Source organism: Klebsiella sp. 7-CIP_Kleb., assembly GCF_050378655.1.
Taxonomy (GTDB): Bacteria; Pseudomonadota; Gammaproteobacteria; order Enterobacterales; family Enterobacteriaceae; genus Klebsiella; species Klebsiella quasipneumoniae.
In genome coordinates this window covers 83,004-96,114 of record NZ_JBNRLJ010000001.1, presented here as the reverse complement: position 1 = coordinate 96,114, position 13,111 = coordinate 83,004, and the positions used below count along the sequence as shown (strand labels likewise).

The 13,111-nt window shown below is 60.5% G+C and carries 11 protein-coding genes and 1 pseudogene; 2 read left to right on the top strand and 10 right to left on the bottom strand.

Features of this window, described 5'->3' with window-relative positions; all coding sequences use genetic code 11:
- Positions 1-3: 3 nt before the first annotated feature.
- Genes astD through ACQUTI_RS00450 form a run of 3 tightly spaced genes read right to left on the bottom strand, consistent with a single transcriptional unit; the run spans position 4 to position 3,707 of the window.
- Positions 4-1,470, bottom strand: a complete 1,467-nt coding sequence (gene astD / locus ACQUTI_RS00460; RefSeq protein ID WP_004204079.1) for a succinylglutamate-semialdehyde dehydrogenase — start codon at positions 1,468-1,470, stop codon at positions 4-6.
- The gene (gene astA / locus ACQUTI_RS00455; protein ID WP_017898716.1) at positions 1,461-2,483 is read right to left on the bottom strand and encodes an arginine N-succinyltransferase; all 1,023 of its coding nucleotides are present in this window, start codon (positions 2,481-2,483) and stop codon (positions 1,461-1,463) included. The genes astD and astA overlap by 10 nt, the downstream gene beginning before the upstream one ends.
- An 18-nt stretch (positions 2,484-2,501) precedes the next feature.
- Complete coding sequence (locus ACQUTI_RS00450) at positions 2,502-3,707, bottom strand: bifunctional succinylornithine transaminase/acetylornithine transaminase (RefSeq protein WP_004204075.1); 1,206 nt, start codon at positions 3,705-3,707, stop codon at positions 2,502-2,504.
- A 169-nt stretch (positions 3,708-3,876) separates the two neighbouring features.
- Here ACQUTI_RS00450 and ACQUTI_RS00445 point away from each other — a divergent pair.
- Both ACQUTI_RS00445 and ACQUTI_RS00440 read left to right on the top strand, forming a co-directional pair.
- Positions 3,877-4,023, top strand: a pseudogene (locus tag ACQUTI_RS00445) (hypothetical protein).
- Between the two features lie 212 nt (positions 4,024-4,235).
- Entirely contained in the window at positions 4,236-5,510 is a 1,275-nt protein-coding gene (locus ACQUTI_RS00440) for a Glu/Leu/Phe/Val family dehydrogenase (RefSeq protein WP_004204074.1), read from the top strand.
- A gap of 61 nt (positions 5,511-5,571) precedes the next feature.
- Here the strand turns inward: ACQUTI_RS00440 and ACQUTI_RS00435 are convergent, their stop codons facing one another.
- From ACQUTI_RS00435 to ACQUTI_RS00405, 7 genes are read right to left on the bottom strand one after another with little or no spacing between them, the layout of a single operon-like run.
- Positions 5,572-6,225, bottom strand: a complete 654-nt coding sequence (locus ACQUTI_RS00435; protein ID WP_053810446.1) for an HAD family hydrolase — start codon at positions 6,223-6,225, stop codon at positions 5,572-5,574.
- The gene (locus ACQUTI_RS00430; protein ID WP_023318124.1) at positions 6,206-6,991 is read right to left on the bottom strand and encodes an AfsA-related hotdog domain-containing protein; all 786 of its coding nucleotides are present in this window, start codon (positions 6,989-6,991) and stop codon (positions 6,206-6,208) included. Before ACQUTI_RS00430 ends, ACQUTI_RS00435 begins: the two co-directional genes overlap by 20 nt.
- Positions 6,992-7,004: 13 nt before the next feature.
- The gene (locus ACQUTI_RS00425; RefSeq protein WP_186602369.1) at positions 7,005-8,210 is read right to left on the bottom strand and encodes an acetyl-CoA C-acyltransferase; all 1,206 of its coding nucleotides are present in this window, start codon (positions 8,208-8,210) and stop codon (positions 7,005-7,007) included.
- A 2-nt stretch (positions 8,211-8,212) separates the two neighbouring features.
- Positions 8,213-9,697: an FAD-dependent oxidoreductase gene (locus ACQUTI_RS00420; RefSeq protein ID WP_017898719.1), complete on the bottom strand. Its 1,485-nt coding sequence runs from the start codon at positions 9,695-9,697 to the stop codon at positions 8,213-8,215.
- A gap of 60 nt (positions 9,698-9,757) precedes the next feature.
- Positions 9,758-10,822, bottom strand: coding sequence for an aldo/keto reductase (locus tag ACQUTI_RS00415; protein WP_023289473.1), 1,065 nt, complete (start codon positions 10,820-10,822; stop codon positions 9,758-9,760).
- The gene (locus tag ACQUTI_RS00410) at positions 10,819-12,006 is read right to left on the bottom strand and encodes an MFS transporter (RefSeq protein WP_017898721.1); all 1,188 of its coding nucleotides are present in this window, start codon (positions 12,004-12,006) and stop codon (positions 10,819-10,821) included. The genes ACQUTI_RS00415 and ACQUTI_RS00410 overlap by 4 nt, the downstream gene beginning before the upstream one ends.
- A 49-nt stretch (positions 12,007-12,055) precedes the next feature.
- Positions 12,056-13,054 carry an aldo/keto reductase gene (locus ACQUTI_RS00405; protein WP_064150154.1) on the bottom strand — a complete coding sequence of 333 codons (999 nt, stop codon included), beginning with the start codon at positions 13,052-13,054 and terminating at the stop codon, positions 12,056-12,058.
- Positions 13,055-13,111: the final 57 nt, after the last annotated feature.

Here is a 13,111-nt window from a genome sequence, read left to right as displayed (position 1 = left end):
TTATCAGAATGGCAGGCCCGGCGATACGTTCGCCGGAAGCGTCAGCGTGTCGCTGACCAGAGAGGCCATCGGCCAGGCACAGTAATCGGCGGCGTACCACGCTGCCGCGCGGTGGTTGCCGGAGGCGCCCACCCCGCCAAACGGCGCTTTACTGGAAGCGCCGGTCAGCGGCTTGTTCCAGTTGACGATCCCGGCGCGCGCCTCGTCCGCCAGCTGGTCAAACTGTGCCGCATCGCTGGAGATCAGCCCCACGGCCAGGCCATAGCGGGTCTGGTTGGCGTGGCGAATCGCCTCCGGGAAGTCGTCGTAACGGATAACCGTCAGCAGCGGGCCAAAGTACTCTTCATCCGGCACCTCGATACCGGTGACGTCGACGATCCCCGGGGTCAGCACCGTGGAGTGCGGGTCGGGCTGGCGCAGGCGCAGCAGCACCTTGCCGCCAAGTCCCTCCAGTTTCTGCTGCGCCGCCAGCATGTTCTGCGCCGCCTCAAGGGAAATCACGCCACCCATAAACGGCGCCGGCTGGTCATCCCATTTCCCGGCGCGGATCTGCGCGCTGGCCTCCACCAGCCGCCGCAGCAGCGCATCCCCCTGCTCGCCGCGCTGAACAATCAGCCGGCGCGCGCAGGTGCAGCGCTGTCCGGCGGAGATAAACGCCGACTGGATAATCACATGCAGCGCCGCATCGACATCGGCCACATCAGCCACGATCAGCGCGTTGTTGCCGCCCATTTCGAGGGCCAGCATCTTCTCCGGCTGGCCGCCGAAGTAGCGATGGAAGTGGAAACCCGCCGCTGCGCTGCCGGTGAACAGCACGCCGTCGATATCGCGGTTTTCCAGCAGCGCCTGGCCGGTGGCTTTCCCGCCCTGCAGCAGGTTAATCACCCCGTCGGGGACGCCCGCCTGCTGCCACAGCTGGACCGTCAGTTCCGCAGTGGCCGGCGTCAGCTCGCTGGGTTTAAATACGATAGTATTCCCGGCGATCAGCGCCGGAATGATATGCCCGTTGGGCAGGTGGCCCGGGAAGTTGTAAGGGCCGAAGACCGCCATCACGCCGTGCGGCTTGTGGCGCAGCAGCGCTTTACCGTCCGGCAGCGTCGACTCATGAAAGCCCGTCCGCTGGTGATAGGCCTCGATGGAGATGGCGGCTTTGCCGATCATCGCCTGCACTTCGGTGCGGGTCTCCCACAGCGGCTTGCTGGTCTCCCGGGAAATCAGGGTCGCCAGCGCCTCTTTATGCGTCTCCAGCAGCGCGGCGAAACGCTGTACGACGTCAATACGCTCGGCCAGCGGGCGGTGCGACCAGGGATAAAACGCGGCGCGCGCCGCGGCGCAGGCCGCCTGGACGTCGTCGCCCCCCGCGCTGGCCGCCTGCCACAGCAGAGACTGATCCTCCGGGGCCAGTTTACTCATCGTTGCGCCGCTGCCCGGCTGCCACTGCCCGGCTATGAACTGTGCTTTTACCGCCATGATCTGTTTTCCTCTGGGTTCAGGGTTACCGTATAAACGCGGTCGGTTTCAGTGACCTGCAGCGCATCCAGCGCGGCGGCGTCCAGTGAGACCTGCTCTTCGTGGGCCACCAGCAGCGCCCGAAAATTGTCGAACTGACCGTTGGCGACGAGCGTCGGCACCGACAGCGTGCCCGCCAACTGCTGAGCCGGCAGGCACTGGCAGTCGCGCACGGCGCGGATCTGATCGGTCTCCGCCTCCAGCACCGGACCGGCATCGAAAATATCCACCGAGCCGCGCCAGCTGAACCCCTCTTTCTCGAGGATCGCCCGCGCGGGGGCGGTGTTGGGGTGCACCTGGCCGATAACCTGACGGGCATTCTCCGGCAGCAGCGAGATATAGATCGGGTACGCCGGCATCAGCTCGGCAATAAAGGTTTTCATGCCGGTGCCGGTCAGCCGGTCGGCATCGGCGAACGGGATCTCGAAGAAGTGATGGCCTAGCGCATCCCAGAACGGCGACTGCCCTTGCTCATCGCTGCAGCCGCGCAGTTCGGCAAACAGGTGCGGCGAAAACCACTCGCGGAAGGCGGCGATAAACAAAAACCGCGCTTTGGAGAGCAGCAGACCGTTGCGGTTGCGCTGATACTCGGGGTCGAGAAACAGCGTACACAGCTCGCTGTGGCCGGTGTGGTCATAGCTCAGATTGAGCAGCTCCTGGGGCTTGTAGACCCCCAGCGCTTTCGAGGCGCGGACCGTTTTCTGAATGCGAAAATTGTAAAACGGCTCGTCCAGGCCTACCGCCACCTCAATGGCGCTGACCCCCACCACCCGCGACAGCGCGGTGTCTTCCAGCACAAACAGAAAGCCTTGCTGGCCGCGCGGCAGCGCGCCGGCAAAAGTGTCAATGCTGCGGCGGATCCGGGCGGCCAGGCGCCCGGCATCATGGGGTAAGGAGGTCATGCCGACCCCCGCCCGCGCGGCAAGGCGGACGATGTCGTCAAGATCGTTTTCCCGTACGGGACGAAATAGCATCACAGGCCGTCCTCCCGGTTAGCGGGTTAAGCGGGCAACGGCGCGATCGAGGCGCACGAAGGCTTCCGCAATATCTGCCAGCGGGATATTGAGCGCCGGCGCGAAGCGCAGCACGTCCGGACCGGCAATCAGGGCGATCACACCCTCTTCCGCCGCCAGGTTGGTCAGGGTTTTGGCCTTCCCGCGCAGCGGTCCCGCCAGCTCGGCGCCGATCAGCAGACCGGCGCCGCGCACGGCGCTAAACGCATCGTAACGGGCAGAGAGGGCATTCAGCTGGTCGACGATCAGCGCATGGCGCTCGCCGACGCCCGCCAGCAGCGGCGCATCCAGATGGGCCAGCACGGCGTTGGCGACGGTCGCCGCCAGCGGGTTACCGCCGAAGGTGGTGCCATGGGTGCCTGGCTGGAAGACCTGCGCCCAGGCCTCTTTCGCCAGCATCGCGCCGATCGGGAAGCCGCCCCCCAGCCCTTTGGCGCTGGTGAGGATGTCCGGGACGACGTTGTAATGCTGGTAGGCGTAGAGATGGCCGGTACGCCCGGCGCCGGTCTGTACCTCATCAAATATCAGGGTGGCATGATGGCGATCGCAAAGGGCGCGCAGCGCCTGGAGGAACGCCGGGTCCGCCGGGATCACCCCGCCTTCGCCGATAATCGGCTCGACAATCACCGCGCAGGTGCGCGAGGAGATCGCCGCAGTCACCGCCTCGATATCGTTATAGGGCAGATGGGTAATGCCCTGCGGCAGCGGCGCATAATCGCTGGAATATTTCGGCTGGCCGCCGACGGAGACGGTGAACAGCGTCCGGCCATGGAAGGCGTGGTTGAAGGCGATGATTTCGCTTTTTTCACCGCCGAACTTATCGTGGGCATATTTCCGCGCCAGCTTAAGGGCCGCCTCGTTCGCTTCGGCGCCGGAGTTGCAGAAGAACACCTTGTCGGCAAAGGTGGACTGCACGAGGGTTTTCGCCAGCTGCAGCACCGGTTCGTTGGTATAGCCATTGCCGATATGCCACAGTTTCGCCAGTTGCCCCTGCAGGGCCTCCGCCAGCGCCGGGTGAGCATGGCCCAGGGCGTTCACTGCGATGCCGCCCGCCATATCAATATACTCTTTCCCCTGCTGGTCCCAGACGCGGGAGCCCGCCGCCCTCACCGGAATAAACGGCGCGGGGGCAAAACAGGGAACCAGGTAAGCGTCAAAATCTTCGCGAGTCATGCTGCCTGACATAATTTATCTCCGGAACGTAAGGCGACGGAAAACCCTCCCGTCGCGTTGGACAATCGACATTAACCCTGACCCTCGGCTTATTTTGGGCACGAGCGCGCCCGCTGCGATGGTAAAAATATTCACCACAGAAAAGTTAAGCCCTATTCTTTGTGCGGGTAATTGTTAATTCATGGTTAATGCCATGTTGTTGTGTGGGCTAATGCTGGCCTGTGAACAATAAGATTGTCAATACAGGGAAACGCAATTTATTCACTTTTTGAAGATCATCAAGATAATGAAAAACATAGAAAAAATATTTTCCTATTCACTTAAGTGAATAAAAAGTGAATTAAAATGCACAGCTTGCGGGTGGTTCTTGTGCGTAGTTATTCACTTAAAAAATAAAAAATCTAACAAAAATTTAAAAATCGGAATTGCCGTCAAATACCGCTTTATAAAATTGGTGATACCATTCATTGCACAGAGTTTACTGCTGTAGCTATTCCACGGTTTTACACGACATAAATAACACTGAGAAACAGGACTCTTATGGAAAAGTTATCTTACGCATCTGAAAGTAGTACATCTCCATGGACCACCTACCTGCGCCAGATCGACCGTGTCGCGCCTTATCTCGGCGATCTTGCCTACTGGGTGGAAACCCTGCGCCATCCGAAGCGTGCGCTGATCGTCGACATCCCTGTGCAGATGGACGACGGCACCATTCGCCACTTCGAGGGCTATCGCGTTCAGCACAATCTTTCGCGTGGACCGGGTAAAGGTGGTGTTCGCTACCATCCGGATGTCGATCTTAACGAAGTCATGGCACTTTCTGCCTGGATGACCATTAAGTGCGCCGCGGTCAATATTCCTTACGGCGGAGCCAAAGGCGGCATCCGCGTCGACCCCTTCTCGCTGTCGGAAGGTGAACTGGAACGCCTGACTCGCCGCTACACCAGCGAAATCGGCATTATCATCGGGCCGCAGAAAGATATTCCGGCGCCGGACGTTGGCACCAACGGCAAAGTGATGGCGTGGATGATGGACACCTACTCCATGAACCATGGCACCACCATCACCGGCGTGGTCACCGGCAAACCGATCCACCTCGGCGGCTCCCTCGGTCGTGAAAAAGCCACCGGACGCGGCGTGTTCGTCACCGGCCGGGAAGTGGCCCGTCGCGCCGGCATCGAAATTGAAGGCGCTAAAGTGGCGCTGCAGGGCTTTGGTAACGTCGGTAGCGAAGCGGCGCGCCTGTTCGCCGGCGTCGGCGCCCGTATCGTGGTTATTCAGGATCACACCGCCACCCTGTACAACGAAGGCGGAATTGATATGGCCGCCCTCACCGCCTGGCAGGCGGAGAAAAAGCAGATCGCGGGTTTCCCGGGCGCCCAGGAGATTGATAAAGAGGCTTTCTGGACCACCCCAATGGACATCCTGATCCCGGCGGCGCTGGAAGGGCAAATCACCCGCGAGCGCGCTGAGAAGCTGACCTGCAAACTGGTGCTGGAAGGGGCCAACGGCCCAACCTATCCGGAAGCGGACGATGTGCTGGCCGAGCGCGGGGTGATCGTGGTGCCGGACGTTATCTGTAACGCCGGCGGGGTGACCGTCAGCTACTTTGAGTGGGTGCAGGACATGGCCAGCTTCTTCTGGAGCGAAGAGGAGATCAACGCCAAGATGGACCGCATCATGACCGACGCCATCATTCACGTCTGCGATAAAGCGGCCGAGAAAGAATGTACGCTGCGTACCGCCGCCTATATCGTAGCCTGCGAGCGCATCCTGATGGCGCGTAAAGACCGCGGCATCTACCCGGGCTGATCCCCGTCAGAAAGTGCACCAGGGGTGGCATTGCGCCACCCTTTTTTTTGCCGTCGCGCCGTCAGCCGACGGTGGACCACAGCACCGGCCATCCCCGACGCTGCGCCTCCGCCAGCAGACCCGGACAGGGATTCACCGCGCAGGGGTGACCAACCACGGTGAGCAGCGGCAGATCCGAGATATGATCGCCAAAGGCGTAGCACGCCGCCAGCGGCCGGCCCTGTTCCTGCGCATAGCACTGAGCATGCGCCGCCTTGTGTTCGCCGATGGCGGTCCGCCAGAGCTCGCCGGTATAGCGGTCATCCACCACCACCGGCTCCGAGCACAGGGCATGTTCCACCCCCAGCGCCGCCATCGCAGGCCAGAGAATGTCGGTCATCGACCCGGAGACAAACACCACGTCATCCCCCCGCGCCTGATGCTGCCTGAGGCGCGCCACCACCTCGTGGTGAAAACCATATCCGCCTTCGCGATACAGACGCTCGGCGACCGCCCGCACCCGGGGACGCGACTCGTGGCGAAACAGCGAGTAATAGTAGCGGTTGATCGCTTCCCGCGGTTGACCCGCTTCGCTAAGCGCCTGAAGCTGGCGGACAATCGCCGCGGCCGTCAAACCGCACTGCAGCGGATATTCCTCGGCATAGCGGTGCAGAAACAGGAACATACTTTTGCCGGTAATCAGCGTTTCATCCACATCAAAAAAGGCGATGCTCATCCCCGTCCCCCTGCTCAATACTGACCAGATAATGTTGATGGCACTGCGCCGCCTGCTCGCACTCTTTGCGAGTGATGTAGTTAAGGTCATAGACGCTGAAGCTAAAGCCAACTTCCGCTTTGCGGGTGCCGGTCTGGTCAAACCCCACCGAGCATTCGCAGGTGAAGCGGCCATGGGCTGAACTTTTGCGTGACACCACATTGAGGACGATGGTCACCGGCAGCGGAAAAACAAAGCAGGAAAAGGCCACCTGCAGCGAGCTCAGGGTAAAGTACTTCTCCGCCATTGCCACGCCGGCCTCCGCCAGCAGGAATTTTTCCGAGGTGGCGATGATGGTCTGCCGCGCCGCCTCGATCAGCACCATCCCCTGAATATGTTGCCCGGTCTGGTGGTCGCAGAGTAACTCCGAGGCATCCTGCAGGATCAGGCGCGCGCAATAGCTATCCTCATCGCGTTGTTCCGGCGAGGTGATGAGGATATTCGCTTTTTTACGTTTATGTACCAGCCGCTGATGATCGCGGTTGTTTTGATAATAGAGATCCTGCAGATTGACGATCTGGCGGATTTTGTCCGGATAGTGCTGACGAATAATGCAGATGGTGCGGGAGATGTCGTCGAGCTGTACCCCCTGACCGATAATGATTTTATCGACGCCGGCCAGCTCGCCGCTCCAGACAAACCGCTCAAACTCATTAACCGTCAGCACATTCTCATGCCGCCGGGCAAAATCGGTAAATTTCTCACCCACCACAATTAATTTTTCCATGGCGCTTGTCTCCTCAGATCGTTTTCACCAGTAACGCAATCCCCATCCCGCCGCCGATGCACAGCGACGCCAGGCCGGTCGGTTGATTCTCCCGGCGCAGCGCGTGCACCAGACTGACCACGATCCGCGTCCCGGAACTGCCCAGCGGGTGACCGAGGGCGATCGCGCCGCCGTGGACGTTCAGGCGGGAAGCAATCTCCTCCTCCGTCATCTGATGCTCTCTGGCCAGTCCCCTGACCACCCCCAATACCTGCGCGGCAAAGGCTTCGTTAATCTTCAGCCGGGCCATATCGCTGAGCTGAAAACCACCGCGGCGCAGGGCGCACGCTATCGCCGGCAGTGGGCCGAGCCCCATCAAGGACGGATCGACGCCGCCTTCGCCAAAGGAGACGATCTCCGCCAGCGGCTGCAGGCCATAGCGGGCAACGGCGCGCGCCGAAGCGAGGATCACCGACGCGGCGCCATCGTTCAGCCCGGAGGCGTTGCCCGCCGTGACGCTGCCGTCAGCGCGAAAAGCCGGTTTCAGCGCCGCCAGCTGCCCGGCGCTAAGATCATGGCGGATCGGCTCATCCTCGCGGACCGTGCTGACGCCCCGCTTCGCGCTGACCGTCACCGGCACAATCTCATCGGCAAAATAGCCGGCACGGCTGGCGACGGAGGCTTTTTGATGGCTCTCCAGCGCATACCGGTCCTGCGCCGCGCGCGAGATCTGCTCCTGCGCGGCGATGGCCTCCGCCGTTTCCCCCATCGGGATCTGCAGCAGCGGATCGGTTAACCCGTCGTGCTGGATCACATCCTCACTGCTGAATGCGCCGAATTTCATCCCGCCCCTTATCTCTCCCTGCAGCAAAAACGGCGCCTGACTCATATTTTCCATTCCGCCGGCGACCACCAGGTCGGCATAACCGCTCTGGATATGGATCGCCCCTTCGGTCATGCTTTTCATGCCGCTACCGCAGATCATATTCAGGGTGTAAGCCGGCGTTTGCACCGGGATCCCTGCCCGCAGCGCAACCTGACGCGCCGGTCCCATTCCCTGCCCGGCGGCGAGGACGCAGCCGCAGATCACCTCATCGATCCACGCCGGGTCAATGCCGGCCTGCTGCAGGTTGTGCCTGACGGTGAGCGCTGCCAGCTCCACCGCGGAGACCGTTTTCAGGGCGCCAAGAAAGCGCCCCACCGGCGTACGGCAGGCCGCGACGATATAGACTTTGTTCATGATTATTCCATTACGTAGAGCGAGGAAAGATACTGCCGCGTCCCGGCTTCGCTGCCGGTAAAGCCCACATAGCCATCGGGATTAACCACCGCGTAGTCATCGGGACCGATCTGTAGCGCCTCAAGAAACGCCTTGTCCGCCGGTTCGAGGGAGCAGAACATAAACCAGCCGGCCTGCTTCAGGCGGGACAAAGGAGGACAGGCGGCGCGGGCGGAAAAGATCACCACCTTACCGCTGGCGAAGGCGTCATAGCTGTTGCGAAACGTCGCCTGCGGGGAGGCAAAAACGTACCAGGGAACATGGTGCCCTGCCAGGCCGTCCGTCTCCTGCGCCTGCGTCGCGGTGAAACCGGCGTACTGCAGCGGCAGCTGGTGACGATAGTAGTGACGGTTGCAAAACTCCGGAAAGTAGACCCCATCGATATGATTTCTCGGCACCAGACCGGCGATCAGGCCAGTATCATGGTCGGTGGAGCGCAGCACACCGCTCACCGCGGCGAAGCGCTGGGTGCGATAGGACGCCGGCAGTCGGTCAGTGGCCACGCCGTGCAGACAGAAAGCCAGCTTCCAGGCGAGGTTCACCGCATCCTGGACGCCGGTGTTCATCCCCTGCCCGCCAATGGGACTGAACAGGTGGAAGGCATCTCCCGCCAGCATAATATGGTGCTGCAGATTGTCATCGGCGATGCGGTTATAGAAATTGGCGCTGGAGGACCAGGTGAGCCTCTGCGCCGGCGGCACCTGAGGGCAGTAGCGCGCCAGCGCGGCGTTAATCTCCTGCAGGTCAGGCACCGGACGCGGCGACGGCAAGCGCCCGGCTTTTTTAATCACAATCCTGACCTGATTGTCCGGCATGGGCAGGAAAATTAGAAAGCCTTGCTCATCAATATGGTAGGAGGTCCCCGGGAGCGCCGCCGCGGGGTCGAACTGCACATCCGCCATCACAAAATGCAGCGGATAGTCATGACCGCTAAAGCCGATCCCGGCCAGCTCCCGGACGGTGCTGGCCGCGCCGTCGGCGCCGATAATATAGTCATAAGCGGCGGAACAGGCCCGACGGGCATCGTCGAGCAGGGAGACGTGATAGCGCTCCCCCTCCCGGCGCCAGGAGACCAGCTGGTGCCCGCGTCTCACCTGCCGCCCGGCGGCGGCTAATGCCGTTTCGAGGATCTTCTCCGTCCGCGGCTGCGGGATACTGACATGGAAGGGATAGCAGGTGGCGAGTCGGCGGTTATCAATATGCAGAAATTTGCGGTTTTTATAGTAAGCGTAGACTGACTGCACCTGTTTTCCCTGGGCGATCAGTTCCCCGGCAAGGCCTAAGCCGTGGAAGGCTTTAATGGTCGCCGGACTGACGCTCAGCGCTTTGGACCAGGTGGTGCTGTGGGTATTTTTATCAATGATATCAAAATCAATTCCATACTTATTCAGATAGCAGCCAATGATTAACCCTACCGGGCCGGCGCCAACAATGAGTACTTTTTTCACGATCGAGCCTCTCTGTATGCCCCATGTGGGGCATACGCGTGTTGCCTGGGTGCAGGGTGATTAGGGATAGATATCATCGGCCAGACGACGATCGCCGGCGACATTGCAGATATGCCAGTAGGGGTATGGTTTCTCTTTCTCGCTCACGCTGTTGAGGATCGCCGTCTCCTCGTCGCTCAGCGTCCAGTTCAGCGCCGCCAGGTTATCTTCCAGTTGGGCCAGTTTGGTCGCGCCGATCACCAGCGAAGCGATCCCCGGACGGGTACGCAGCCAGTTGAGCGCCACCTGCGCGACGCTGGCGTTGCGCTGGCGGGCAATCTCCTGCATCACCTCCAGGGTCTGCCAGGCCTGCTCGCGGTTGGCGATCGGCGCGGATTCGAACGGCGTGGCGTTCGCCAGGCGACTACCTTCGGGAAACGCCTGATTGCGCGGGTATTTGCCGGTGAGAAAGCCCCCGGCCAGCGGGCTCCAGACGGTGATGCCGACGTTCTGATCGACGCTGAGCGGGATAATCTCATGCTCCAGTTCACGCGCGGCGATATTGTAATAGCCCTGATAGACGCAGAATTTCTCCAGCCCAAGGCGCTCCGAGATCCCCAGCGCCTTCGCCAGCTGCCAGGCCGCGTAGTTGGAGACCCCGATATAGCGAATTTTCCCGGCGCGGATCAGGGTATCCAGCGTGCGCAGGGTATCCTCCAGTGCGGTGCGCGGATCGAACCCGTGAAGGTGATAGATATCGATATAATCGGTCTTCAGCCGCTGCAGGCTGGCCTCGACGGCATTGATGATATGGTAGCGCGACGCCCCCAGCGCATTCGGGTTGGGGTCGGTTTGCCAGCGCCCTTTCGTGCCGATAATCACCTGCTGGCGTTTTCCCTTCAGCGCGTTGCCGAGCAGCTCTTCGCCCTGGCCGTTCTTATAACAGTCCGCGGTATCAAAAAAGTTAATCCCGGCGTCCAGCGCTTTGTACACCAGATCGTAGGCCGTCTGCTCAGGCACCACGCCGAATTCCGACCAGTTGCGCCCCGGCGCGCCGAGAAAGGCCCCTTTCTCACCAAACGTCATGGCGCCGAAACAGAGCTCCGAAACCGACAGCCCGGTGGAACCTAAATACCGATACTTCATGCTTGACTTCCTTTTAAAGGTGACAACGTCACACTAGCGATAACCAATCCGCTGGCGGTCAGGCAAGCACCGGCCAGAGGAATGTGAGATAGAGAGACGCCAGAGGCGAGCAGCAGCCCGCCAAACCAGGCGCCGCCGGCATTGCCGAGGTTAAAGGCGGCGATATTGCACGAGGAGACCATGCTTTTACCGCTCTCACTGCTGTCCAGCGCCTGCATCTGCAGCGGCGGAATGGTGGAGAACATCGCCGCCCCCAGCAAAAACACCGCCGCGCAGGCACCAGGCAGCGTCTGAATAGCCAACGGGAAAAGGCACAGGACGACGCTCAGCAAAGCGAGAGTCAGCAGCAGCGCCCGGCGGACGCCGCCGTCGGTCAGTCGGCCGCCAAGATGATTCCCGGCGACCATCCCAACGCCGAACAGCATCAGCACCGGCGGAATAAGGTGTTCGCTCATCCCGGTGACGGTTTTCAGCATCGGCGCGATGTAGGTGAAGGCGGCGAAGACGCCGGAGAACCCGAGGGCAGTGATCAGCAGGCTGCGCAGCACCGCGGGATGGCGGAGCACCTTTAGCTCATCACGGATCCGGCTCTGGGCCGACGGTTGCGCCTGACGGCCAGGCACCAGGGCAATGACTGCCAGGGCGGAGAGAACGCCGATCAGCGTGACCATATAGAAGGTATAGCGCCAGCCAAGGTACTGCCCCACCCAGGCGCCGAGCGGCACGCCCAGAATATTGGCCAGGGTGGCGCCGAGAAACACGGCGGAGACCGCCGAAGCTCGTTTATCTACCGGCGCCAGCTCCGCGGCATAGACTGAGCTTATTCCGAAAAACGAAGCGTGAGCGAAAGCGGTTATTACCCTGGCAATAATTAGCATGGTCATATTACCGGCGATCGCGCAGCCTAAATTTCCAATGGAAAATAAGATCATCAAAAATAACAGCGCCGGTTTTTTGCGATAACGGCTTAATAGCGGCGTAAGCAGCGGCGCGCCAATCACCACCCCACAGGCATAAGCGGTAATAGACCAGGCGGCAAGAGTAATGGATATATGAAAATCATGGGCCACATCGAGTAATAAACCCATAATCACAAATTCGGTGGTGCCAATACCAAATGAACCCACGGAAAGCGCATACACCGCCGCAGGCAATCCCGCCGGACGGGAAACAGCAATAGTCATAAGTTACCTTATCTCCCGCCAGAACGGCGGGAGGAACGTATTCAGGAGATTATTTATCGATTAAATTAAAGTCGCCCTGGTTATAGCGTAAGCCGGCGACGTTTTCGGCAGCGAAAATATGATCGATGGTGAGAATATCTTCAGGCGAGAGCATAATATCGGCCGCAGCGGCATTATCGCGCAGGTGATTGATTTTTCGTGCCCCGGGGATCGGCACGATATCTTCGCCTTTGCTCATCACCCAGGCGAGAGCCATCTGCGCCAGGGTGGCATCGTAGCGGCCGGCGACCTGCTGCAGACGGTCGAGCAACTGCTGGTTTTTGCGCATGGTTTCGGCCTGGAAGCGCGGCAGATTGCGACGAAAATCATCGGCAGCGAAGAGGCTGGGGTCGGTGATTTTGCCCGTCAGGAAGCCGCGCCCCAGCGGGCTGTAAGGGACAAAGCCCACCCCCAGCTCGCGGCAGGCCTTGAGGATGCCGTCTTCCGGCTCACGGGTCCACAGCGAGTATTCCGTCTGCACCGCGGTAATCGGATGCACCTTGCAGGCCCGGCGCAGCGTCTGGGCTGACACTTCCGACAGCCCGATGTGGCGAATTTTACCCTCTTTAACCAGGTCGGCCATGGTGCCCACCACCTCTTCCACCGGCACCGCGGGATCGACGCGGTGCTGATAGAGCAGATCGATGGTCTCGATATTCAGCCGCTTCAGCGACCCTTCCACCGCCTCACGAATATGTTCCGGACGGCTGTCGACGCCGGCCATCCGCTCCAGCCCCTGGCCGGTCGGCAGAATACGAAAGCCAAATTTGGTGGCAATCTGCACCTTATCGCGGATGCCTTTAATCGCTTTCCCGACAAGGACTTCATTGTCAAATGGCCCATACACTTCGGCGGAATCGAGGAAGGTCACGCCCATGTCCACTGCGGCATGGATGGTATTTATCGCCTGCGACTCCTCAGCGCCGCCATAGGCAAAACTCATTCCCATACACCCGAGACCCAATGCGGAAACCTGGAACTTCTCTTTTCCGAGATAACGTGTTTTCACCTTATTTTCCTTACGTGCTGAATGTTATTAAATATATACTTCCCTTTTACATTGATA

What these genes read in the sequence shown, in the direction of transcription:
- astD (WP_004204079.1), bottom strand. Translation starts at nt 1,470, where the DNA reads ATGGCGGTAAAAGCACAGTTCATAGCCGGGCAGTGGCAGCCGGGCAGC.
- astA (WP_017898716.1), bottom strand. Translation starts at nt 2,483, where the DNA reads ATGCTATTTCGTCCCGTACGGGAAAACGATCTTGACGACATCGTCCGC.
- ACQUTI_RS00450 (WP_004204075.1), bottom strand. Translation starts at nt 3,707, where the DNA reads ATGTCAGGCAGCATGACTCGCGAAGATTTTGACGCTTACCTGGTTCCC.
- ACQUTI_RS00440 (WP_004204074.1), top strand. Translation starts at nt 4,236, where the DNA reads ATGGAAAAGTTATCTTACGCATCTGAAAGTAGTACATCTCCATGGACC.
- ACQUTI_RS00435 (WP_053810446.1), bottom strand. Translation starts at nt 6,225, where the DNA reads ATGAGCATCGCCTTTTTTGATGTGGATGAAACGCTGATTACCGGCAAA.
- ACQUTI_RS00430 (WP_023318124.1), bottom strand. Translation starts at nt 6,991, where the DNA reads ATGGAAAAATTAATTGTGGTGGGTGAGAAATTTACCGATTTTGCCCGG.
- ACQUTI_RS00425 (WP_186602369.1), bottom strand. Translation starts at nt 8,210, where the DNA reads ATGAACAAAGTCTATATCGTCGCGGCCTGCCGTACGCCGGTGGGGCGC.
- ACQUTI_RS00415 (WP_023289473.1), bottom strand. Translation starts at nt 10,822, where the DNA reads ATGAAGTATCGGTATTTAGGTTCCACCGGGCTGTCGGTTTCGGAGCTC.
- ACQUTI_RS00410 (WP_017898721.1), bottom strand. Translation starts at nt 12,006, where the DNA reads ATGACTATTGCTGTTTCCCGTCCGGCGGGATTGCCTGCGGCGGTGTAT.